Annotated in this window: 25 protein-coding genes; 1 reads left to right on the top strand and 24 read right to left on the bottom strand. The window is 43.8% G+C overall.

Annotated elements, in window-relative coordinates; translation table 11 throughout:
• The 5 genes from ACYQ5K_RS07345 to ACYQ5K_RS07325 all read right to left on the bottom strand — a co-directional run bounded on the left by ACYQ5K_RS07345 (position 1) and on the right by ACYQ5K_RS07325 (position 5,023).
• The gene (locus tag ACYQ5K_RS07345; protein WP_008373005.1) at positions 1 to 675 is read right to left on the bottom strand and encodes an ABC transporter ATP-binding protein; all 675 of its coding nucleotides are present in this window, start codon (positions 673 to 675) and stop codon (positions 1 to 3) included.
• Positions 672 to 1,886: an ABC transporter permease gene (locus ACYQ5K_RS07340; RefSeq protein WP_459777417.1), complete on the bottom strand. Its 1,215-nt coding sequence runs from the start codon at positions 1,884 to 1,886 to the stop codon at positions 672 to 674. Before ACYQ5K_RS07340 ends, ACYQ5K_RS07345 begins: the two co-directional genes overlap by 4 nt.
• Positions 1,887 to 2,049: 163 nt before the next feature.
• The gene (locus ACYQ5K_RS07335; protein ID WP_204575823.1) at positions 2,050 to 3,150 is read right to left on the bottom strand and encodes an ABC transporter substrate-binding protein; all 1,101 of its coding nucleotides are present in this window, start codon (positions 3,148 to 3,150) and stop codon (positions 2,050 to 2,052) included.
• Positions 3,151 to 3,216: 66 nt separating this feature from the next.
• Positions 3,217 to 4,005 carry an ABC transporter ATP-binding protein gene (locus tag ACYQ5K_RS07330; protein ID WP_204575821.1) on the bottom strand — a complete coding sequence of 263 codons (789 nt, stop codon included), beginning with the start codon at positions 4,003 to 4,005 and terminating at the stop codon, positions 3,217 to 3,219.
• A gap of 1 nt (position 4,006) precedes the next feature.
• Positions 4,007 to 5,023 carry an ABC transporter permease gene (locus ACYQ5K_RS07325; protein ID WP_204575819.1) on the bottom strand — a complete coding sequence of 339 codons (1,017 nt, stop codon included), beginning with the start codon at positions 5,021 to 5,023 and terminating at the stop codon, positions 4,007 to 4,009.
• A 207-nt stretch (positions 5,024 to 5,230) separates the two neighbouring features.
• On the opposite strand from ACYQ5K_RS07325, the gene ACYQ5K_RS07320 reads away from it, so the two are divergent.
• Positions 5,231 to 5,650 (top strand): DUF4418 family protein, encoded by a 420-nt coding sequence (locus ACYQ5K_RS07320; RefSeq protein WP_008372993.1) that lies wholly within the window; start codon positions 5,231 to 5,233, stop codon positions 5,648 to 5,650.
• Between the two features lie 171 nt (positions 5,651 to 5,821).
• Here the strand turns inward: ACYQ5K_RS07320 and ACYQ5K_RS07315 are convergent, their stop codons facing one another.
• The 19 genes from ACYQ5K_RS07315 to ACYQ5K_RS07225 form a co-directional block, all read right to left on the bottom strand.
• Positions 5,822 to 6,589: a pseudouridine-5'-phosphate glycosidase gene (locus ACYQ5K_RS07315; RefSeq protein WP_459777416.1), complete on the bottom strand. Its 768-nt coding sequence runs from the start codon at positions 6,587 to 6,589 to the stop codon at positions 5,822 to 5,824.
• A gap of 264 nt (positions 6,590 to 6,853) precedes the next feature.
• The gene (locus ACYQ5K_RS07310) at positions 6,854 to 8,257 is read right to left on the bottom strand and encodes a zinc ribbon domain-containing protein (RefSeq protein ID WP_459777415.1); all 1,404 of its coding nucleotides are present in this window, start codon (positions 8,255 to 8,257) and stop codon (positions 6,854 to 6,856) included.
• Between the two features lie 111 nt (positions 8,258 to 8,368).
• On the bottom strand, positions 8,369 to 9,901 hold the full coding sequence (locus ACYQ5K_RS07305; protein ID WP_195231261.1) for a sigma-70 family RNA polymerase sigma factor: 1,533 nt from the start codon (positions 9,899 to 9,901) through the stop codon (positions 8,369 to 8,371).
• 198 nt (positions 9,902 to 10,099) lie between these two features.
• Positions 10,100 to 10,588, bottom strand: a complete 489-nt coding sequence (locus ACYQ5K_RS07300; protein WP_459777414.1) for a zinc ribbon domain-containing protein — start codon at positions 10,586 to 10,588, stop codon at positions 10,100 to 10,102.
• A gap of 98 nt (positions 10,589 to 10,686) precedes the next feature.
• On the bottom strand, positions 10,687 to 11,661 hold the full coding sequence (locus tag ACYQ5K_RS07295) for an alpha/beta fold hydrolase (RefSeq protein WP_459777413.1): 975 nt from the start codon (positions 11,659 to 11,661) through the stop codon (positions 10,687 to 10,689).
• 208 nt (positions 11,662 to 11,869) lie between these two features.
• Complete coding sequence (locus ACYQ5K_RS07290; protein ID WP_459777412.1) at positions 11,870 to 13,504, bottom strand: Na/Pi cotransporter family protein; 1,635 nt, start codon at positions 13,502 to 13,504, stop codon at positions 11,870 to 11,872.
• Positions 13,505 to 13,650: 146 nt separating this feature from the next.
• Positions 13,651 to 14,007, bottom strand: a complete 357-nt coding sequence (locus ACYQ5K_RS07285; protein ID WP_270541482.1) for a SpoVA/SpoVAEb family sporulation membrane protein — start codon at positions 14,005 to 14,007, stop codon at positions 13,651 to 13,653.
• 13 nt (positions 14,008 to 14,020) lie between these two features.
• The gene (gene spoVAD, locus ACYQ5K_RS07280; protein WP_173687424.1) at positions 14,021 to 15,031 is read right to left on the bottom strand and encodes a stage V sporulation protein AD; all 1,011 of its coding nucleotides are present in this window, start codon (positions 15,029 to 15,031) and stop codon (positions 14,021 to 14,023) included.
• Positions 15,032 to 15,043: 12 nt separating this feature from the next.
• Positions 15,044 to 15,502, bottom strand: a complete 459-nt coding sequence (locus ACYQ5K_RS07275; protein ID WP_173687423.1) for a SpoVA/SpoVAEb family sporulation membrane protein — start codon at positions 15,500 to 15,502, stop codon at positions 15,044 to 15,046.
• A gap of 12 nt (positions 15,503 to 15,514) precedes the next feature.
• Positions 15,515 to 15,931 carry a stage V sporulation protein AB gene (locus ACYQ5K_RS07270; RefSeq protein WP_173687422.1) on the bottom strand — a complete coding sequence of 139 codons (417 nt, stop codon included), beginning with the start codon at positions 15,929 to 15,931 and terminating at the stop codon, positions 15,515 to 15,517.
• Positions 15,921 to 16,556: a stage V sporulation protein AA gene (locus ACYQ5K_RS07265; RefSeq protein WP_459777411.1), complete on the bottom strand. Its 636-nt coding sequence runs from the start codon at positions 16,554 to 16,556 to the stop codon at positions 15,921 to 15,923. Before ACYQ5K_RS07265 ends, ACYQ5K_RS07270 begins: the two co-directional genes overlap by 11 nt.
• On the bottom strand, positions 16,540 to 16,722 hold the full coding sequence (locus ACYQ5K_RS07260; RefSeq protein ID WP_459777410.1) for a hypothetical protein: 183 nt from the start codon (positions 16,720 to 16,722) through the stop codon (positions 16,540 to 16,542). The genes ACYQ5K_RS07265 and ACYQ5K_RS07260 overlap by 17 nt, the downstream gene beginning before the upstream one ends.
• A 74-nt stretch (positions 16,723 to 16,796) precedes the next feature.
• Positions 16,797 to 17,516, bottom strand: a complete 720-nt coding sequence (sigF, locus tag ACYQ5K_RS07255; RefSeq protein ID WP_008372953.1) for an RNA polymerase sporulation sigma factor SigF — start codon at positions 17,514 to 17,516, stop codon at positions 16,797 to 16,799.
• Positions 17,495 to 17,965, bottom strand: coding sequence for an anti-sigma F factor (gene spoIIAB / locus ACYQ5K_RS07250; RefSeq protein WP_178024963.1), 471 nt, complete (start codon positions 17,963 to 17,965; stop codon positions 17,495 to 17,497). Before spoIIAB ends, sigF begins: the two co-directional genes overlap by 22 nt.
• Positions 17,965 to 18,279 carry an STAS domain-containing protein gene (locus ACYQ5K_RS07245; RefSeq protein ID WP_008372950.1) on the bottom strand — a complete coding sequence of 105 codons (315 nt, stop codon included), beginning with the start codon at positions 18,277 to 18,279 and terminating at the stop codon, positions 17,965 to 17,967. The genes spoIIAB and ACYQ5K_RS07245 overlap by 1 nt, the downstream gene beginning before the upstream one ends.
• A gap of 343 nt (positions 18,280 to 18,622) precedes the next feature.
• Positions 18,623 to 19,993 carry a tetratricopeptide repeat protein gene (locus ACYQ5K_RS07240; RefSeq protein WP_178024965.1) on the bottom strand — a complete coding sequence of 457 codons (1,371 nt, stop codon included), beginning with the start codon at positions 19,991 to 19,993 and terminating at the stop codon, positions 18,623 to 18,625.
• Between the two features lie 11 nt (positions 19,994 to 20,004).
• The gene (locus tag ACYQ5K_RS07235; protein WP_022220983.1) at positions 20,005 to 20,139 is read right to left on the bottom strand and encodes a hypothetical protein; all 135 of its coding nucleotides are present in this window, start codon (positions 20,137 to 20,139) and stop codon (positions 20,005 to 20,007) included.
• Positions 20,132 to 21,439, bottom strand: coding sequence for a Mur ligase family protein (locus ACYQ5K_RS07230; RefSeq protein ID WP_178024967.1), 1,308 nt, complete (start codon positions 21,437 to 21,439; stop codon positions 20,132 to 20,134). Before ACYQ5K_RS07230 ends, ACYQ5K_RS07235 begins: the two co-directional genes overlap by 8 nt.
• 29 nt (positions 21,440 to 21,468) lie before the next feature.
• Positions 21,469 to 23,697, bottom strand: a complete 2,229-nt coding sequence (locus ACYQ5K_RS07225; RefSeq protein WP_178024991.1) for an LTA synthase family protein — start codon at positions 23,695 to 23,697, stop codon at positions 21,469 to 21,471.
• Positions 23,698 to 23,858 lie beyond the last annotated feature (161 nt).

Below are 23,858 nucleotides of genomic sequence, written 5' to 3'. Positions count from 1 at the left end.
TTACTCCAATTCTCTTTTTTCTAATTTTCCTTTTTTCATCCACAGACACCGGTTGGCATAATTTACAAACTCCCTGTCATGGGTACTGACCAGAATCGTTGTCCCCTCCTTTGCCATCTTCTGAAAATATTTCATAATGATCTCTGAATTTTCCATATCCAGACTGCTGGTGGGTTCGTCTGCAACCACCAGTTTCGGATTCTGCGCAAACGTTCTTGCAATCGACACACGCCTTTGCTCTCCGCCGGACAGATTTGCCGGATATTCGGAAAGCATATTCTGAATCCCAAGAAGCTCCGTCAGATACGTGATCCTTTCTTTATCCGGCTTCCGGTTTTTCCCCAGCGAAAGCGGCAGCAGGATATTTTCCATGACCGTCAGATTCTGGAGAAGATTCTGTCCCTGCATGATATAACCAAGATCGCCTCCCCGCAGAACCGATAACTGTCTGTCATTCATTTTTTCAATCTCATGATCCAGCACTGTGATCTTTCCTTCTGTCGGTTTCAGGATCCCGGTCAGCATATGGAAGAGGGTGGATTTTCCGCTTCCAGACTGCCCCATGATCGCAACCAGTTCTTTTTCTTCCACTTCCAGGTTCACGTGGTCTACTGCGTAAAACTGATTCTTTCCACGTACAAATTCCCGACTCAGATTTTCTGTCTTTACAATCATGATTCCACCTCCTGGATCAGTTTATATGGTTCCATACGATTCGCTCTGACTGCCGCATATAAGGTGGCAAGAAGGCTGACACCAACAGCAAGCCCCAGGCTCTGTAATGCAAGAATCACATACTGGGAAACATTCACATTCAGATACGGCATATTCATGCTTTCCATGATCACGTCTTTAAATAACAGGATTCCTCCTCCGGAGAGCACCACTCCAAGAAATCCTCCAAGCACACCGATCATTCCTGCTTCCAGAAGAAGCATCTGGAAAATCTGGCTTTTTCGTGCACCAATAGAAAGTAGTACCCCAAACTCCTTCAAACGTTCATTCACAGTAATGTTAAAAATACAGATCAGTGCCAGGACTGCCATTAAAAACAACAGTCCGATCAGAAGCGCGCTGTAAGACTGCATCTGTTCCAGTGTATCTGAAACTTTTCCGGACATTGCTTTTGCCGTATAAGCTTTCAGCCCGGAATCTCTCATCTTTGTGTTGATCGTATTCGCCACTTCTTTCGGATCTGCTCCGTCTTTCGTCCGAATCGTCAGAAGGGAAACATATTTCTGCGGTTCTGTAAGATCTGTCACATACTTGATCTGAAAACTGTCAAATAATGTATATGCCGTCTCAAAATTCATGAATGCGCAGTTATCATAACTGGTTCCTGTTTCTTCGAGTTTTCCTGCAACCTCATATTCCTGTCCAAAGAAAGAAATTTTATCTCCCGCTTTTGCCGTAATCTTGCTTCCAACAACAGTCTGACCCTTTTTCAATTCGCTCACATTACTTCCGGACATCCACGGCTGTACAATAAAATCACTTTCCGGTTCAAAAGCAACAATTTGTACCGGAACTGAACAACATGCCGCATCTAGTGATGCAATGTAGAGCTGTGGAGAAATTTTGTCAATTCCATCCGTCTTTTGCACCTGATCCATCAAAGACTTTTCAAAATAGAAACTGCACAACCCTCCCGAAAACAGAGAATCGCTTAAATCTGATTCATATTCTCCCGGTGCTACGATCACGTCCGCCCCAATCCGATCTACTGTCTTATCAATACAAGTTTTCATACTTTCTGTTAATACTCTGCTGGTAAACAGCGCTGCCGATAAAATCAGCACCAGTGCTGCCAGAAACATCGTCCTGACTCTTCGATGCCGCAGATTTCTGACTGCAAGTCCAGATACAGTCAACATTTTCTGTTCCATTTTCTTTCCTTCCTTTTTTTACATTTTGTCCGGAAAAACCCCCGTAATTTTCCAATTATAAGAAAGAATGTGCCTTGGCACTTTCCTAATATATAAGACAAAAGAGGAGCTTCCACTCATCACAGAGTTCAAAGCTCCTCACCTCATTCATTTATGCGTCTGATTATTTTGTGCTTACTTTTTCAGCAAGTGGCTGCCATGCTGTCTCTACGACTTTATCTACAGTCCAGTCAGAGCTGATGATTCCTGCATCAATGTAGTCCTTTGCAACAGCTTCAATTGTTTTCTTTGTATCAGCATTGGATACTGCCCAGTTCTGCTGGTCAAGCATGTATTTTGTAAGCTCGATGTCACCAGATACCATACCCTCATCAAGCATGATCTGTGCAGCTTCGTCTTTGTTTTCTGCAATGTACATATATGCATCCATTACACATTTTGTAAGTACCTGAGAGATTACCGGATTTTCTTTTACGAATTTTCCGCTCATAGCCATTACGCAGCATGTTTCATCTTTGAAATCATCATCCCATGTGATAGAACGAAGAACTTTTAATGTTCCGTCATCTACGAATTTCTTTGCAAAACGGTCACTCAGAAGGCAAGCTTTGATATCACCTGACTGAAGAGACTGGATTGCTGCACTTGATTCAACCTGTACACATGTTGCTGCATCCTGTTTCAGTCCGTCTGCAAGGAAGAAACGGATGATCATGTTATGTGAAGATCCACCGATCGGGCTGTCCATACCAATAGTTGTTCCTTCCAGATCTTTTGTTGATTCGATTCCTGAATCAGCAAGTACATATAAAGATTTGCATCCTGTCTGCGCACTTCCTGTAAATACAATGTCCATTCCATTTGTGATCGGAACTAACATATGTGCAATATGATGTGCTCCAAACTGTGCTTTTCCGGTTCCAAGTGCTTCTGTGATTTCAGTACCAGCTGCGATCTGAACATCTAATCCCCAATTATCATAGTATCCAAGTGCTTTTGCCATGCTAGGTCCTGATGTACAGTCACCACCATCATATTCTGCTGTGATGGTTGTTCCCCATGCCGGTTCTTTTTTCATTGCTTCTTTAATTTCATCATCTGACATTTTTGTGATATCAGTCACTTCTTCCTCTGTAGAAGCTTCCTGTTTTTTGGAATCACTTGTGTCTTCCTTCTTTTCTGATGAGCTTGATGAACCGCCACATGCAACCAGTGATACGGTCATTGCGCATGCAAGTAATGTTGCAAACAATCTTTTTTTCATAATTCTTTTCTCCTCTTCGTGTTTTTACTTTGTTGCTTTTATATTTATCTTTCAATAAATATCCATTTAATGATCTGTATGATGCTTCAGATCGAGCATCTTCAGGATCCTGTTCCGATATGCCTGGAACTCTTCACTGTCTCTCTGCTTTGGTTCAGCCAGTTCAATCGGTATATCTGCCTTTACACGTCCCGGTCTTGGTTCCATAACCAGCACTCTTGTTCCCATATAGATTGCTTCTTCCACATCATGTGTAACCATGACGACCGTCTGTTTCTGCTCTCTCCAGATGTTCAGGATCTCATCCTGCATATTCATTCTGGTAAATGCATCCAGCGCGCCAAGAGGCTCGTCCAGAAGCAGAATATCCGGATGATTGATCAGCGATCTTACCAGCGCCACTCTCTGCGCCATACCTCCGGAGAGCTGATGTGGATAGTCTTTCCGGAAATCTTCAAGTCCTACCATTTTCAGCATATGCTCTACCAGTTCTTTATCCTGCTTTTTCTGCATACGCAAGCTGAAGGACACATTCTTCTCTACCGTAAGCCATGGAAACAATGTTGCTTTCTGGAATACCATTCCACGATCCGGTCCGGCTCCATCAATCGGTTTTCCACCAAGTCTGATCTCACCGGTAGTCGGTCTGATCAGTCCTGCGATCAATCGTAAAATCGTTGATTTTCCACATCCACTTGTTCCAACAATACTGACAAACTCACCCGGCTGGATCGTCAGATTCACCTCTGCCAGCGCATGTGTGATCTCATTACTGTCTGTCTTTGCAAAACTCTTTGTTACTTTGTCAAACTCCAGGACACGCCCGTGTCCCTGCTTCTCATCCACTGATGCCATCTTATTTCACAACTCCTTCCTGCCAGCGAAGCACTATTCTCTTGATCACATTCAGTATAAAGGTAACTGCTGTGAAAATAAGACAAATTAAAACGATAGCTGCATACATCTTAGAATAGATCGCCCATGATTTCTGCCACTGGATATACCATCCAAGACCTGCCTCTGCTCCCATCATCTCAGCAACCAGAAGTGCTGTACAGGCAGAACTCATTCCCTGTGTCATACCCTGAAGAATGTTTGGCATTGCATGTGGGATTGCCACCCGGAATACCAGTTGGTGCCCTTTGGCACCTAATGTTCTGGCCGCCTCCAGATATGCCTTGTCTACATTCTGGATACCGGTTGACGATGCGATCGTAAGTGCAAACCATACACCAAGAGCGATGATAAATACACTTCCTTTAAACAGTGAGGATACCAGAACCATGATGATCGGGATCCATGTTGTGGAAGGGATCGGTCCAAGCATCTTAATGATCGGTGAAACCCAGTAGTTAATCCTTTTGCTGTATCCACAGGCAACACCTGTGATCAGTCCAAGGATCGCTCCAATAAAATATCCTGTGAATAATAATCGCAGTGAGTACAATGTACTTTTCAATAATAGTGCCCGGTCATCAATGATCGCACACAGGACCGTATTCACACATGGAAAGAACGGCTGTTTTAAAATAGCTGTCTTAACTGTCAGAAAATCATACAGCATAATTACCAGTATGATCACAGAGTAAAGCGGTGCTTTATGACGTACTTTTGCAAAATAGCTTTTATTCATTAATCCTCTCACTACCATGATCAGATATAATGCCAAAAAAAAGCAGACAACGATGGTAAACACATGCGGATTAAAATTCTGAACGGCATCCGGCATCAGATAATATACTAAAAACATAATTATCGCTGCAAAATACGGACAAAAACAAATTACCACATCCAACATATGTTGCATCTTCGTCTTCGGAGCACTTTCCATTTCTAGCAACTCTTCTCTCGTAAGCTGTCTTTCATTCTCCATTTTTCATTTGACTCCTTTGTAAAATTTTACCATTTCCTTTTAATGCTTTTTAATTATATTAGCATTTTGCACAAATGTAAAATTGTTATTTTTTATATGCAATTTTATTTATTACAATTTTCTATAGTTTTTATCTGGTAAAAATGAACTTATTAACTATAAGTGTGTTATACTAAATACAATAACTTTTTAAAGGAGATATGAATTATGAATTCACAAAAATTATCCGGAGCAATTTCCTGTCTTGCAGCAATTCTTATTCTTGCAGCAGATAAGATCTTTGCCCCGGTATGCAAAGGAACCATGGAACTTGCAAACGGAGGAGAATGCATGATGCGGTGTCATTATTATGGAATTGCACTGTTTTTTTTCGCTCTGCTCCTGCTTGCAGAATCCGTTCTTCTTTTCTTCGGAACACACGATTTTAAATTACCGGTTGTTATCATTATCACTGCTGTTCTGATCCTGCTTCTTAGCAATACTTCAATTGGCATTGGTATTTGTGCCAAGGCAGGTATGATGTGCCACAAGACTGCTCTTTGGGGAAGAATTGGTGCTGTTCTGGCAATCATCGGTGCCGGAATCAGTCTATTTGTACATAAATCACAGATGCCGCAGGCAAATTAGGATTCACGCAACAACATTTCAAACAGAATATCTGATTACCTTTCCTGTAATCTATAATCAGGAGTCAAAACTTTCTTTGTATGCAAAGAAGCCGGAGTCTGACCGATAACACAACTGCCTATATTCAGGCTTTTCTGTTATCAGCCAGATCCCAGCTTCTTTTTTCGCTCTTTAAAGTGCTTCTGCCACTTTCATATTTGCAATCAGTCCCCGCAGCTGGATCAATGAAGAATATCCATCGGTACAGTCGTCAATCTTTCCATTTGCCGCAGGATGGAAATAGCGTCCTTCCTTCTCTGCTCTCTTTCCCTCGGCAATTGCTTCTCTCAAAATCTCCCTGTCTTCTATCCGTCTTTCTTCCGGGATTTCATTGATGATGAGCATTGGTGGCTTTACCGTTTCTGCACTGTTTTCTGTCTTTCCCTGCAGTTCAACTTTTTCTCCACAAAATACATAACCGGTACAGTAATTTCTTTCTGTTCCGATCACCTTCACTCCGTGCGATATCAGCCAATCGATCGTTGCTTTCCGGTCCAGCATATCTTTTGGCCCTGCTGAGATCAGGACCACCGGAATCTGCTGAAGAGCCGGAAGATCCGGGCAGAGTTCTTCTCCTTTGATGTCCCCGATTCCACCCATTCCACAGGTAATTGCAACCGGAATTCCCATTTTCACACAGACTGCCATTGTTCCGGAAGCGGTAAGTGCGCCTGATTGCTTTTCCGATAATGCCTTTTCCAGCAGATCACAGTCAATTCTTGGATAAGCGGATGCCCGGCTTCTGAATTCAAGGAACTCATCGATATCCCCGATCCTGATTTCCCCATGATCAATCCAAGTGATCTTTTTTCCCTGATCCTGCCATTCTTTTTTTATTGTTTCATTTGATACCGATTTTAATCCATGTGTCAATAATGCTGATTCTACTAAATATTCCATCTGTTGTTATTCCACCTTTCTCCTTCTGGATATCAATCCCGTACTTTTCCTCATCATATCATACTTTTCCGGCTCAAACTAAAAAACCGGATAAAAATTTGCATTTCTACCCGGTTCCTGTATTATTTCAACAATTGCATCAGCTCTTCAAAAAAGCTTTTTGAGGTTTCTTCTGAAATCGTATAATCTGACGTTATCTCTTTAATGATCTTTTTCAGCCATTCGTCCCATTTCATAGTCCACCTTCTTTTCCGCCAAAGGCTTCTATTTTGTATTGTCTACCGCATCCTCCACCAAAGAGTAATCGACATTATTGCCCACAACATCTGCATACAGATCATCCAGTGTCGGGTATCCATAATATTTCCATACCATGCTGGAAATACCGTCTGTCTTCGCATCAGTCTTGATTTTAAAGAAATTGCCAGGTGTTCCATAGTCAGACAGATCAACATCTGTATTTCCTTCCCCGTCTGTAAGAATTGTTCCATAATGCATATACCAGTAAACATCATTCACCTTGTCATAAGATCCATCATCATTACTGTACTGATCCCGTACCTTTACATGATAAATAAGATACAGTTCATTTCCATTGCCCACAACAGGCTCCAGCAGATAATCTCCCATATAAGTAAGGCTCTCCAGAGATTCGGAATCTACCCAGCTGCTCTCCACATGATCATTGTATTCCTGTTCCGCCCGGTCCTTCATTTGCTGCATTGTATCATCATCGATGTCACTGGCTGATGTGACATAATACCACAGTCCTTTTACGGTATATTCTTTTTCCCATTTTTCCGGCAGCTTTCCCAGATTGGCGGCATAGCTGTCTGCCATAGATTTATCCAGATATACTTTAATCTTATCTCCGTTTGCCAATGTTCCATTTGATGCATCTGTCTGAAAATCGGCAGATGTAAGATCAGATCCTGTATAATCAAATGAAACTTCTCCTCCCGGACTTATTCCGTTAAATGATACCTCCAGGTCTTTGAATGCATCAAATGTCTTAACCTCTTCCAGCCCTTTTACTTTATAGGTTTTATTTTTATATTTCAGGTTGCACTTCACATATTTTGCATAATCTTTATTGACATTCCAGCTGTATTTGACTTTATCTTTGTTGGAAAGATCGCTGTCTGAATTCATTTCCACACTGACATAGGACTGCAGTACCGCTACCGGAGATACGGAATCGGCACTGTCACCAAACTGTTCTTTAAATTCTTTTGTAAACTTCAGTCTGGAATCATATTTTTTCTGGATCTTCTGCCAGTCAATCTGCGGATATACATTTCCATATCCGTTATATCCTGTTGTTTCAAAGGTGATATACTTGTTCAGATCGATTGTTCTTCTTGCACGCGATATCAGAAGCCCTGCTGCGATCACTACAACGACAACTGCACACGCCAGACCGATCAGAAACTTGTTCAGACCTCTTGATTTTTTATGTGTGAGTGATTTTGGTTCTGTTGTACTTGTTACCGTCTCTTCTGTATTCTGGACAGCCTCTTCTTTCTGCTCTTCTGCATTCTGAGCAGCCTCTTCGTCTTTCTGTTCTGCTACATTTTTAGCAGGCTCTTCCTGTTCCAGTGGTTTTCCACATGTTGCACAGAATCTTGAACCATCTGGATTCTCAGTTCCACAATTTTTGCACCTCATATCTCTTTTACATCCTTTCTGTATGATATACTTTCTCGTTTAACTCTTTATATTATTAAGACGAGTCAAAATCCGATTTGGTTTTAAAAAAAAGAAAAAATTTTTATTTTTTTAATAATGACTGATCTGGTTGATGATCTCATGGTATGAAACAGCTTCATTGCCCAGTGCTTCCGGCTTTCTGTTTCCAAATAATTTCTTTAATTTCTTTTCATATTTCTTTTTTGTGACTTCTTTTCCATCCCATTTATACCGGAAAACATAGTCTCCGTTTTCATCATACTCCGGATTCGTATTATCTTCCATTCCATATTCGCCATCACCGATCTGTACCCATTTCCCATCTTTGATTTCAAAAACACGGTCATAAAAAACACCCATATTTCCGTCATTGTTGTCCAGTACATTGCTGCCCGGAATATACCACATCCCGATCCGGTATATCTCTTCTTCCCGGATTCCATCCGGTGTACAGGTCGCTACGGTCGCACCATCCGCCATGCAGGATCCAACCCGCACGATCTCGGGTACATCATCTCCATTCATGTCAAAGAGCTCAAACCTTGTGTCATCACTCCATTTTCCAACCCAGTCTTTGTAAGCCGCCTGCCATTCTTCTTTGGTAACTTTCTGCTCTTTTGCCTGGTGGATATTATACCCTGCAACAGCACCTCCTCCGATCACTGCCGCTCCTACAACTCCGGCAACAGCCTTTGTACCGATGATTTTCCCTGCCACTTTTCCTGCCGCACTCTTTACGATCTTTCTGCCTGCTGCCTGCCCGTTCTTTACCGGATCTGTCTTCCTGATTCCACTTTTACCCGAACCGGTATTTCCGCTTGTCAGTGCACTTCCGCTTTTTACAATGCCGGCCCCCTGTCTTACCAGTTCTCTTCCAAATGAACCAGGCACCGATATCGTCTTCTCACCCTCTCTGAGCATCCAGAGTATAAATGGAAGCGGCGCCACGCTGTATAATTTCGTTCCTTTTCTTTCCAGTTCTTCTACATCATTTCTGATCTTCTTCCGGGCGTAATTCAGTCTGCTCTTTACCGTTCCGGTCGAACATCCAAGTGCATCTGCAATGTCTGCAACCGACAATTCCTCATAATAATACATCAGTACACACAGCTTCTGATCTTCTGGCAGACTGTCCAGAATTTCTTTCATCAATCGCTTTGTCTCTGCATAATCCACAGAATCTTCCGGTGAAAATGTCAGATTTTCATCCGCAATTGTATCTTCAAATTCCCGGTCATCATCCCCTGTCGGTATATCAGAAAATAGCTGTGGCTTCTTCTTTTTCAGCCAGTCTTTACATTTGTTTGCCACAATGCAGTTGAACCAACTCTTCAGCCGCTTTGGATCCTCAATCTGCTTCAGATTTCGGAATGCAGAAATATAGGCATCCTGCATTACATCCATTGCATCCTGCTCATTTTTCACCATCTGAAGTGCGATCGCAAACCCCTGCACATAAGTCAGATTGTAAATTTTCTCCAGAGCGTTCTCTTCTCCGGCGGCAGCTTTTTCTATCATCTCTTTCAGATCATTTTTTTCTTTATAATTGACATTCTTCGCTCCACAGTTCCCGCAGAACTTCTGGTCACTCCTGATTTCTTTCCCACATCTGGTGCAATACATGTTTTCTGTCCTCCAGTATATTATCCGGTCGTTCTTTTACCTGTAACTTAACAGTTCGCTGATGTGCAGTCCCAAATCTGCATCCGGCTTATCGTATACACAAAAAACCGGACAGAACAACTCCTATCCGGCTTTTTGCATATACTCTTTTATTTTTTTACATTCTGACCTGCGTTTCATCATTCGCTGCTTTGCCTTCTAGTTTTCCTCAGTTGCCTTATCGTCTTCTATTTTTGTTCCACAGTTTGTACAGAATACAGCTCCCTCTTCCAGTGGCTTTCCACAGGCTTTGCACACTTTCACTTCTGCCTTTTCCTCCGGTTGTTCTGCCGGTGCTTCCAGTGCCGTTCCACAGTAAATACAGAATTTACTTCCCGGATTCACTTTCTTTCCATACTGCGGACAGATCTCTTCTGTCGATAATTTTTCAATCATCTCTTTATTGGCTGCGATCTCATCCTGCAGGGATTTGATCTGTGCTGCAAGTTCCGGCATCTTTTCCATGCATTCATCTCTGTAATTGGCATAGTATGTACTGCCAATCTGATAAATGACTTTTTCAATTTCTTTTTCTTTCGTCTTATTTAAATTTGTCAGGCGGAAAATCTCTGTCGTATCCTTTGCCTTCTGTGATAAATCCTGACCGGTTTCTGTCAGGCTGCTTTTCAGATTATCAAAAAATCCCATATGTCTCATTCCTTTCTGTAAATTTTATCTTACCACTTTTCTTGCATTTATCAATAAGCAATTTGTATAATTTACAGCTTCTTTACAATCTTTAAAAATCATGATTCAAAAAAATCAAACACTTTCTTCCAGTATTCTTCCGCAATCGTATTTTCCGCATTGAATATCTCATGCTTGGACTCCGGAAACTTCACAAGCTCGGCACTTCCCGGTCTGTTCTTGTTTAATTTTCGCACAAAACGTTCCTGCTCTGCATTGGACACCAGATTATCTTTCCCTGCTGAAAAGAGCATAACAGGTGCTGCGATCTTTTTCCATCCGGTCTTCTCCAGATACCGGTTCAGACGCATTGCATTTCCAAGCCATCCATAAGACGGCGCGTTCAGATGATAGCGGGATTCTTTTGTTCTCTTTTCCTCGTAATACTCAAATCTGGCAAGGGAAAGAGAACAGCTATCCTCAAATTTTGCCGGCTCCTTGTACGGCTTCTGACCAACCACATAGTTTGCTTCCCTTCCCACTTTGCATGAAGTCTTTGCGATTGCCTTTGCCACATGCCACGGCACCCCTCCGGTCAGCGGACGGATCATCGGTGACGACAGAATTACCTTCTCAAATATTTCCGGCGCTCTTGCCGCAACTGCTGCCGCAATTCCGCCTCCCATAGAATGTCCGTACAGATAGATCTTCATCCCCGGATTGTCCTCTTTTGCCTTCTTGGTTACAAAGATAAAGTCTTCCACATAACGCTCAAAATTATCCAGATGTACCAGTGATTCATCCTCTGTCATACGGTAGCTGAAGCCATGTCCGCAGTGCTCCGGAAGATATACGCTAAAGCCCTCCTTTGCAAAATAATAGGCGATCTCCTTGTATTTCTCCGCATTTTCAACAAAACCGTGTGACAGCATAACTACTGCATGTGGATTCTCCGGAACATAATGCATACAATGGATCTTCTGTCCTGCATGCCTTTCCAGATAAAATTCTGTTCCGATGGATGCAAGATACGGTTCTACGATGGTCTGCATCTCTTCTTTGTAGTTACTTTCCTGTAAAATAGTTGTCTGCATGTGAATAACCTCCCCGATAGATATATTCTGGTTCGTACTTTTTATTTCCTGATATGATTATAGCAGAGAGGGGAACTCTCTGCTATATGATTTCTGTATACAATTCTTTAAAGTTGTTTGAAATTATAAAATTGCACTTTTTCCACTTACATAATTCAGCAATCACGCATTAACGATAGATGCTCATCTTTTATCTCTGCCTTATCTTCTATTCTGCTAACACTTCTTCCGCAATATTTCTGGCATGGTCGGAAATTCTTTCCAGGCATACCAGGGAATCAAGGAATACCACTCCGGCTTCTGTGTTACACTGCTGGTTGGTAAGACGCTTGATATGCTTTGCACGAAGGGAAATCTCCAGCCCGTCTGCCTCGGTTTCCTTCTCGATCGTCTTCAATGCGCTTTCGCGGTCATTGGACTCAAAGGCTTCCAACGCATACAGATAACTTGCAATACAGACATCCAGCATCTTGATCAGATGTTCCACTCCTACTTCGGAGAAGTCAACCTGCTTCTCCTGTAAGGATTCTGCAAACTCGGAAATATTTTCACAGTAATCACTGATACGTTCCATATCCGACACGATCTGAAGCATATGAGCCACTTCTTCATGCTCACGTTCATTGATCTGCAAAGTCGACAGCTTGATCGCATAGGATGTAATTCCGGCACTTAACCGGTCTACCTTGCTTTCTTCTTCCTTCAGGAACGCAATCTGTTCTTCTTTTCGTTCGAACATAACCTTTCTTGCAACCTCCAGGGAATCCGCAACCACATGTCCCATTCGGACAAGCTCGGAAACGGTTGACTGAATCGCAATACCAGGGGTCTCCAGCATACGGTCATCCAGAAGGACTGCACTTTCATCCTGTACCTCTTCTTCCACATGTCCGATCTTCTTGGCAAGCTTGATGATCCAGTCAGAAACCGGGAACAGCAGAACGGTTGTCACAATGTTGAACACCGTATGCACCATACTGATCTGTGTCTGGGTAATATTGCCGTGTGCCCATGCCGGATTCACAATACTCAGATATGCGATCGCTATAATACTGAAAATGATCGTTCCGATGATATTAAAGATCAGATGCATCAGTGCTGCGGTTTTCGCATTTTTCTTTGCACCCACACTGGACAGGATTGCAGTTACACAGGTACCGATATTCTGTCCCATGATAATATAGATTGCTGCGCCAAACGGTACAAGACCTGCTGCTGCAAGGCTCTGCAGGATTCCGACCGACGCAGATGAACTCTGGATGATCGCCGTAACTGCTGCACCCGCCACAATTCCAAGGAACGGATTGTGTCCCAGTGATACGAAAATATTGCAGAATGCTGCATTATCTTTCAGTGGTTCCACCGCTGAAGACATGGATGAAATCCCGACAAATAAAAGTCCGAAACCAACCACAATACTTGCGATATCTTTTGTCGAACGCCGCTTTCCGGTCAGCATAATGATCACACCGATCATGATCGCAACCGGTGCCAGATTGGACGGACTTAAAAATTTGGCCCATTCCACACTGGATACCAGCCATCCGGTAACCGTTGTACCGATGTTCGCACCCATGATAACCCCCATCGCCTGCTGAAGGTTCATGATCCCGGCATTTACAAAACCGACTACCATGACGGTCGTCGCAGATGAGCTCTGGATCACTGCGGTAATGAACGCTCCAAGCAGTACGCCGAAGAACTTATTCTTTGTAAGTGCTTCAAGCAATGACTTCATCCGGTTGCCGGCAGCATTCTCCAGCCCCTGTGCCATGATCTGCATTCCATAAATGAACATACCAAGGCCTCCGACAAACGGAATAATGATACTTGTGTACTTCATAGTCGTGTTATCTCCTCTTATGTACTTTCTTTTTCACTCTGATTCTTATTTTACAGGCCATTTACACAGCCACGATTTCATCTTAACATCATTTTTCTCTCTGTACAATAAATTTTCTTTCGTAGTTCTGACGAAAATTATTCCCATTACTCCTTCATCTTTGGTTCAAATATCCATGATGCAATGTACCCAAAAATCAATGCGCCGCTTATTCCTGCCGCACTTGCCTTGAATCCTCCAAGAAAAATTCCGATAAATCCTTCCTTGTCGACTGCCTCTTTTACCCCGTTCCATAAAGTATTTCCAAAACCGAGCAGTGGCACGCTCACGCCTGCCCCGGCATACTCCTGAAGTGGTTTGAATATCTGTACAAAACCAAGAATGCAGCCAAGTACCACCAGGCTTACCATGACTCTTCCCGGCATCATTTTCGTCCGGTCAAGCAGGATCTGCGCCAGTGCACAGATGAGTCCTCCTACCCAGAATGCATTGATATAGTCCATTTTCTTTCCTCCTTTAACAATGTTCCAGCACAATTCCATGTGCAATTCCCGGAACGCTTTCTCCTTCATTGAAGCTGACTGTCGACATCAGCGCCCCCGTTGGTACAAAAAGGATCCTTTTCCACTCCCCCGATATCAACTGTGGCATAATATATGCTGCAAGAGTGATCGCCGCGCAGCCGCAGCCGCTTCCACCGGAATTGGTATGCTGTGTCTGCTGATCGAAGATCGTCATTCCGCAGTCCATATGATTTTCTTTGATATCCAGTCCTTTTTTCCGAAGCAGGTCAAATAAAATCGATTGTCCCACATAGCCCAGGTCTCCGGTAATGATCCGGTCATAATCCTTTTCATCCCTTCCAAAATCCATAAGATTCTGCAGGATCGTATCACACGCTGCCGGTGCCATACACGCTCCCATATTCTGTGAATCCTTCAGTCCATAATCCACAATTTTCCCAATCGTCACTCCACTGATCCGCACCCGGCTTTTCTTTTTTCCTACCAGAAAGGCTCCGCTTCCTGTCACTGTCCATGTCGAGGAAAGTGGTCTCTGATTCGCATAGCCAAGTGGAAAACGGAATTCTTTTTCTGCACTTCCAAAATGGCTCGATGTTGCAGCAAGCACCAGATCTCCATAACCTGCCGCCACAGTCATTGCAGCAAGGGCAAGTGCCTCTCCTGATGTGGAGCAGGCACCGAAAAGACCAAACACCGGGATCTGAAGTTCTTCCGCCCCCATCGATGTAGCAATCCCCTGTCTTAAAAGATCACCGCCAAAGAGATAGCGTACCTCCTCCGGCTGTACTCCCGCATTTTTCAATGCCAGCATACACGCAAGCTTCTGCATTGTTCCTTCTGCAAGCTCCCAGGTTTTCTCTCCGAAAAGGTCATCCTCCGATGCAATATCAAAGTATTTTCCAAGCGGCCCTTCTCCTTCTTTTTTTCCGGCAACCGATCCGGCGCTTACCAGATACGGACTTTCCGAAAATGCAATACTCTGCGTACCTTTTATCGCATTCATATCCATCCCTCCTTACACAATTCCGATCAGCGTTCCAATCCAGTAGAGCAGTCCCAGAACCCAGCTGGTGAAAACTCCGTACAGGATTACTGGCCCTGCGATCGTAAATATCTTGCAGCCAATTCCGAAAACCTGTCCCTCTTTTTTGTATTCAATTGCCGGTGCCGCAACGGAATTGGCAAATCCGGTGATAGGGACCAATGCTCCTGCTCCTCCCCAGTTCGCGATCTTCGGATAGATTCCAAATCCGGTCAGCACCACACTTGCCAGGATCAGGATCAGTGAACACCAGCTTGCAGAAATATCCTTTGACATTCCTGCCTTTTCGCACGCATTTAAGATCGCCTGTCCGATCGTACAGATAATCCCACCGGTCACGAATGCTTTTGCCATCGCAGGTCCAGGTTTCCTGACCGGCGTTTTCTCTTTTACATATGCTTCATACTCTTTTTCTTTCTCTTGTTGCTTCATTTTCTCCTCCAGTTACCATCTTTTATAGAAAAACAGAAGTGCTCCCAGGCTTTTCCCAAGCGCCATCCCAAAGATCAGCCACGGTACACATTTCAGGATTTTGATCCTCCGGATAAAGATCGGAAAAATATTCAGGATTTCCGCAAGTGCCATTGACCAGCATCCGACAAAAATTCCGGAAAAAAGCCCAAACACCGGAACGATCCATTTGCCGCCGGGCATCGTGAGCCCGTATACCCAGAAAATATTTCCAAGGATCCCACCTGCCATAATGCAGTTTTCATACAGCATGACATGCTTCCCGGTATGTGTCCGGTCTGCAAAATCTGACACCACGCCAAGTCCGATAATAAAGGAAAACAGTCCTGCCGCGACTGCAAATCCGGATGCAAGACCAACCACCGCCACCAGAATCTGCCTAATCCACATCGACTTCTTTTTCCTTTCTCGCATAAGCTTCGATCAGAGTTTCCTGAATATCATTTTCATACAAACGCATTTCCACTTCCATCGGAGTCGGATCTGCTGTAAATTTCTTTCTTCCAAAATGATTGAAGAAAATCAGGATCCCGACGATCAGCCCGATGCAGTAAGTCAGCTCTAGCAGGGTAAATCCATTCGACTCTTCTCCGGTAAGAAGCAGATAAATACGGGAAAACATCTTTGTCACCGACACATCATTGTTAAATGCCATAATGGAAAATGCTGCTCCGATAAATGTGATTCCTGCAACTACAACCACTTTTATTCCCTGCCAGATAGCATTTCGTTTTTTCTCCCCTTCATAGGTAACGATCAGATCACTTTCCCCTTCATTCCGGATCTGTAACCCGGGAATTTCCCGGTGGATACATTCTATGATTTTCAGAACAGACACCACATACCTGTGCTGTCCTTTTTCCGGGATTTTCAGGATCCGCAGTGGTTTAATCCTGTTCATGATGGAAGAATTGCTGCATTCCATTGTCAGGATATCTCCCAGTGTCACATTTGGTTCTTTCACCTCTGTATTCTTTTCCCCTTTGATATAAAGTATTTCATTTCCCGAAGACATCTGTATCCGTCCTTTCCTTTACCGGTACCGGCTGCCAGATCAGCGTTCCTTCATTTACCTGGTCTGTCCCCCGGACGTCATTGTAATAGTAGACCACTCCGATCAGAACTGCTGTCAGCAGGGCACAAAGAACACAGCCCCAGATATATTTTTTTCTTCTTTCCAATCACATCCGCCTCCTTTGTGATCTGTTTCAGATAGGAAATAGTATCCCTGTTTTTCCGGAAAACATACATCCTTTTATTCTTTTGCGTGTTCCCGCATGGTTTTCAGGATCTTTTTCTCCATCCGCGATACCTGCACCTGGGAAATCCCAAGCTCTTCGCCGATTTCTGTCTGCGTCTTATCTGCAAAATAGCGCAGATACAGAAGTTTTCTCTCGTCTTTTTTTAATTCTTTTATCAGCTCTGTAAGCAGAAGATGATCCAGGATCTTTTCTTCTGCACCGCCTGTATCTGCAATCTTTTCCAGCAGCATCACTTCATTTCCATCTTTCATTCCGACCGGTCTGTGAAGCGATTCCACTTCTCCTGCTGCCTCCATCGCCATCACAAGCTCCTCTTTTTCCACACCCGTTTCTTCCGCAATTTCTTCCAGAAGCGGTTCTCTGCCAAGCTTTTCCGTGAGTGCCTCCTTTGCCTGATATGCTTTATATGCAATCTCTTTTAAGGAACGGCTGACCTTCAGCATCCCGTCATCACGCAGGAAACGCTTGATTTCTCCTGTGATCATCGGAACTGCATAGGTAGAAAATTTCACATCATAACCCAGATCAAACTTATCGATTGCTTTTAAAAGCCCGATGCTTCCGATCTGAAATAAATCCTCTGCCTCTGTGCCCCGTCCGTAAAACCGTTTCACAACACACCAGATCAGACCGGTGTTTTCCTCCACAAGCTGTGCCCTCGCATTTTCATCCCCTTCGTGAGCCCGTCTGATCAATGCGATTGTGTGGTCCATACAGCTTCCTTCTTTTCCCCTCCTGTCGTTTTCTTCATCCAAACCGTAGTCCCTTTTCCAGGCACAGATTCCACCTGTACTTCATCCATAAATGCCTCCATAAATGCAAATCCCATCCCGGACCGGTCCATATCCGGCCTGGTCGTATAGAGCGGCTCCATCGCCTGATCCACGTTTTCGATACCGACGCCCTGATCCTTCACCGTGACCAGAATGGTCTTCCTATCTTTTTCAATCCCGCACCAGACCGTGATCTTTCCGGATGTCCGTCCCTCATATCCATGGATGATGCTGTTCGTCACTGCCTCGGAAACCGCTGTCTTCACGTCTGCCACTTCCTCCAGAACCGGATCCATCTGTGTCATAAATGCAGCCACTGCCACCCTTGCAAATCCCTCATTCTCCGATCTGCTGTCAAATACTACTTCCATCTCGTTAAAATATTCCATTACATCATTCCCTCCTCATAAATCTGTATGATCTTCGTCACGCCGGACATATTCAGAATCTGCCGCATCCGTTCACTTGTATGTATCGCCCATACTTCCCCGCCAAGAAGAAAGATATGCCGGTACCGTCCCATGATCACTCCAATCCCGGAACTGTCCATAAAATTCGTCCTTCCAAAATCAAAGATCACATATTTGATATGTTGCTCCTCGATCACCTTATCCGCCTCCCGTTTGATCTCCTCCGCATTGTGATGATCCACCTCCGCCGGAAGAAAAATCGTAAGACAATTTTCTTTGATCTGATACTGCATTTTTGATTAAACCCCTTTCTGTCTTTTTTATTTATACAAATACGCCAATAACCTTGATGGATTTATAAAAATTTATAAGAATGAATGTGCCTTGGCACATTCGCGCGCCGAGCGCAGTCGCTTGCGACATTCTTCATCTTCGTGCGAGTGCGCATCTCCGGCACGCAGTGCCTTTTTTTCATAGGAAGTTCCTTCGGAATTTCCCATAAAAAAAGAGAAAGTAACGCCATTTTTCGCTACTTTCTCTTTTGTGCTTTCTATATTTTATGATGTTGGGTCAAAAGGTATTTTGCCCCTTTGATACCAGATTGCTACGTGCTTTGCACTCTCGCAATCCTCATTTTTATTGTCCCTGGGTACCTGTTCCTCCGGAAGTATTCTCCGAAGTTCCATCTGATCCCAGTGCATCCAGTGCGCTCTGTGCCGAATATGCTGCCTGTGTTCCCGGATAATCGGTCGCGGCTTTTTCGTAATTGCTCTTTGCATTGTCCGTATCACCTTTGCCGGCATACGCGTCTCCAAGAAGCTTGTACACACCACCGTCACTATAAGAGTCATCCATCTTCTGGATCTTTTCAAGATCCGAAATGGCATCATCGTAATTCCCACTCTGCACTTCATACTGCGCAGTCGAATACAGGCTCACACATACTCGCGGGAACAAGGAACCTGAGATTGAATCATAGATTTTCTGTCCCTCTTCTCCCAGCGAATCCCTGTTCAGTCCAAGCAGCGTATCTGCCATATCCGCATTGCTCGTTGTTCCACCATAATACTGCTGATATACCTTGATCAGGGCATCATAGCTGTCCTGTGTGGATGCGGCGGTCTGCTTTGCCGATTCTACCTCATCACTACTGTTACGGTATCCTTCCAGTTCATCCTTAAGCGTCTGGATCTGCGTCTTCTGTGAAGCGATCTGCTCGCTTAGTGCAATAACATTCCGGTTTTTTGTAGACGACTTTGTTTGGTTTACCGCCGGAGCGATCAGAAACCACACCACTGCCGCTCCAACCACCATACCGATCAGAATATTGACAACGGTCATCACTGCCGCATTGTCTCGCAGTGTTGCTGCAGGCTGAATGATCGTCTCATTTCCCAGATTGTATGTGACAACCGATTGTCTGCCATGCTTTTCCTCTTTAATCTGTGCAACCTGTCGGTTCCGCTGACGGTTCAGCTCATGCATATACCGAAGCGTAATATCATTCGTCACATCCAGCTTGAGTGCTGTCTTCAGGCTCTGTCTTGCTTTGGAATACTGTCCGGAATGCATATAAAGCAGTGCCAGAAGCTGATATGCCTTCAGGAAAGACGGATGTGCCACAACCACCTTTTTCAGCTGGATGATCGCAAGATCTTCTCCATTCTGTCTGCAGTATCCAAGACACTGGTTGTATTTGTGAACTGCCTGATTCACCTTCTCCAGCTCACTTGGATTATCCTGGACCTTACTGATATAGTAGCTGGCAATATTCTCGGAAACCCTGAAGTTTTTACTGATGATCCACTCTACAAGAGCCTCCGCTACTTCTCCACGTCCATAATAAACAAGTCCGAGAAGATTCCTCGCTGTGATATTTTCTCTGTTAAACTGCAAACTTCTTTTTAACGACACAATTGCCCCGGACAGATCCCGGATCTGCGCTTTCTTCAGTCCATCATTGTACCAGTAGTTCGACTGGTACTCGAGTTTCTGCTTATAGTCCATCAAAATCTCCCCTATTTTTTCTGATCCATCATCTCTCTTAAGATATCTGTCATATCAGACAGATCTTCCTGATATACTGCATTCTCGATATCTTCTACTTCCAGACTTGGTTTGAACTTCTTAAGTTCTTCTTCAAAATTAAGCATCTTGTCCTCCTATCAGTTCTTTTAACTCCCCTACCAGATAGAGCGACCCCAGACAGTAAAGTTTCCCTTCGCTGCCCTTTTCATTCAGTGCACGTGTAAATGCATCAGCAAGCGTGTCCTCCCGATAGACCGGTCTGTCTGTATACTTCCGGAACAGCGCGGCAAGTGTATCTGCCTGCGCTCCCCTTTTATTGTCAACTTTGGCAATGACATAGGCATCTGCTTTCGATTCTCTGCATAGAAGCTCGATCATATGGCTGTAATCCTTATCTGCAACGGCTGAAAAAAGAATTACCAGCGGATGGAGTTCTCCTTCCGCCTCTCTTTGGAGCCGGATACTCTTTGTAAATTCATGGATTGCCGCAAGATTATGCGCCCCGTCAAAGATAACTCCGGGAAGAACTTCTTCCATTCTGCCCTGCCATTTAACAGATGCGACCACCTTCTGCCATTTGCAGATCTCTGCCTTGTCGCCAAATGTATATCTCATCGCCCGGATTGCAAGTGCTGCGTTCATCACCTGATAGATTCCGGTGCTCGCCACCTGCCATACGGTATTATTATCATACTCATCCAAAATAGAAAAAGCAATATGTTTGTCTGTAATTTCTTGAATTTTCAACGCATCTTTTTCCATTTTATACCACGGTGCTTCCAGATTTTCGGCAGTTTCTTCTATAACCCGACTGCTTCTTTCATCAGAGCCGTCAAAAAATACCGGTACGCCTTTTTTAATGATTCCGGCTTTTTCTCCCGCGATCTTTTCAATCGTATCTCCAAGGATCTCTGTGTGATCCAGTCCGATCGATGTGATCACACTCAGGAACGGATGCTCGAATGAATTAGTCGCATCCAGCCTTCCACCAAGTCCTGTCTCCAGTACAATATACTCTGCATCACTTTCTTCAAATGCAAGCATCCCCATTCCATACAGGAATTCAAAATAAGAAGGATGTTCCAGCCCTTCCTTTTCCAGTTCTTCTGCCACCTGCTGTACCTTTGCAAAAATCCGGCAGAAGGTATCATCGTCAATATCTTTTCCATTGATCCGGATCCGCTCGTTGAGCTTCACCAGATGTGGCGATGTAAAAAATCCAACACGCTTTCCCTCAAAAAGAAGAATCGCCTGCATATATGCGCAGACGCTTCCCTTTCCGTTCGTCCCTGCCACGTGAAGAACCTTTCTTCCCTGGCAGGGATTCCCCAATCTTTTCATAAATTCACGGGTATGCAAAAGCGTATGCTTCTTTGTAAATTTTGGTATGTCCTCTATATACCGGACTACTTCTTCATACTTCACAATCTTTCCCGTCTTTCTTAAGCGGAACTCTACTGCTGCCCGCTCTTTTCTTCTTTATTATTCTGATCCTGCTGTTCTTCGGACTGTCCGGCATTTTCTGTCTTCTTCTGATCGGTGTCCGTCTTTGCAGAATTCTTCTGTTCCTTTTCTTTCTTCAGCTGTTCTTTTACTTCATCTGTATATTCCAAGATCTTTCCATCCGTGTAAATATATTCACTTGAAGTCCTGAAGATGGTATTGCTTGATCCGACCTGACTGACCGTAATGATGTCTCCATCCTTCAGCTTACTGTCCGGCAGTTCGATCCTTGTATTATTGAGGAAGGTAGATTCCTGCTTTTCATCATTGATGTAAACCTTGCTCCATTTAGTAAAGTTTGTTCCGTAGAGGCTGTAGGTCTCATCCAGATTTTCTACAAGATCCGTGAGTGTAACCTCCTTGATCCCCATCTGCATATGACCTTCTGTGATCGGCGGCTTACCATTGTATACATACTGGTCTCCATACAGAATATCATACTGTAAAAGCTCCAGATCCTTCAGATAATCCTTTGTCTGGCGTCTCTGCTGGTGATAGTTGAATACCGTACCGGAATGTAATCCCAGGCTGTCCATCACATCCGCCATGATCTGGTAGGACGGAATGTTCCGATCCTCTTTCTGAAGTCCGATATTGTCCCAGATCACATAATTTGTATTGTACAGATAACGGCTCTTCATATCCTTTGCTTCCAGTCCCATTGTCGGCAGATGGTCACCATAGAATACGATCACAGTCGGCTCACCGCGTTCTTCCATCATTTTCACCAGATTACCGGCAAACTGATCCATCTCATATACCTGGTTCACGTAATATTCCCAGGCATTGTTCTTCTCTTCTGTCGGTGCTCCTGTTACGGTGATCTTCGGATTCTCAATCACCTTTTCTGTCGGATAATTTCCATGTCCCTGTACACTGACTGTAAATACAAAATCCTCCTGCTCGGTAGAGTCCAGAGCGTCTTTGATGTGCGTCAGAAGAATATCGTCCTTCGACCATCCATTCTCTGTTGTCTGGAGAATATTCATAAACTCTTTACTTGTAAAGCTGTCAAAACCAATATTGTTAAATACCTTCGCACGGCTGTAGAAATTACCACCGTTATTGTGAAGCGCATGGGTTCCGTAACCGAATGCAGAAAATGCAGTTGCTGCACTTTCACATACCTGATTCTTAAGCTTTGTCTTATAAGGATACTCGCCCGGTCCGAAATAACGCAGGTTCATACCTGTCAGTACTTCAAATTCTGTATTGGCTGTTCCGGCTCCCACCGAAGGAACCTTAAAATATCCGGAAGAATAATTTTCAAACATCTTGCGCAGATTCGGAATCGGATCCTCTGACATCTGCAGATCCTCATATTCAAAAGGATCAAAGAAAGATTCCAGCTGTACAAACAAGACATTCGGTCTCACACCATTGTCTGATGTGCTCTCTGTCATCTCTCCATTATTCGTGATCTTCTCGATCGTATCTTTGTTATAATCATTCGGTTCTGAAATACCTGTATTAAAAAGGCTGGCTGAAAAACAGTACGGAAGTCCGTAATCCTGATAAGCAAATGCAATGTTTCCAAAGTAAGTAGAAATAATCCTCTTATCTACAGCAACATTTGTCAGTACAGAATATCCAAAAAATGCTGCAACAACAATAATCAGCATCGGGATCCTGTGCATCTTTCCTTCATACTGTCCGGCACGTCTCCACATGGCAACCAGCCAGATGAGCAGTGCCGGGACACCAATTCCCATCATCACAAGCTCTGCCACCGAGAAATAATTTGTAAACAGTGACAGTCCTTCTGTAAATGTCTTTAGATCCTGTGCATTAAACGGCGTAACACGCTTTGCCAGCATCACTCCGTTGACAACACCCAGAAAGAGCCACAATGCACTGATGATCAGTCGTGTAAACACCCGGCGCCGCACCAGATAAGCGATTAAAAGTGTAACGAAAATCATTCCGGCATTGTACAAAAATACCAGCGGTGTTCCTGTCATATACTGCCAAGCTGCAATTGCTGAATGTCTGGACAGTGCTTCAATGATAAAGTTAATGATACAAGCCCACAGTGCCTGAAGCGGCAAAGAGAACCGGTTCATTATCTTATAGTACGGTGCCATCTTTTTTGCGAATTTGCTGTTACGCCGCTTTTCAAGAATCTGCTGTCTTCGCTCATGCTGCTTTTTTAAATGCGCCTTTATATCTCCTGGCTTCATATTCTTCAGCTTCTGCCATTTTCCTTTCAGATCCGGTTTTTTCCACTGAATCTTTTTAAAATGAATTCCCTTCATCGTCTTTTAACCCCTTACGTGTTTCTGTACCGGCAGGTGCAGTTTATGCTGCATCTGCCGGTATATCTGGCTAAAAAAGAATATGC

It is taken from the genome of Allocoprococcus similis (assembly GCF_054660775.1).
Note: the sequence above shows the minus strand (reverse complement) of the source record. Positions and strands in the feature narration are given on the sequence as shown.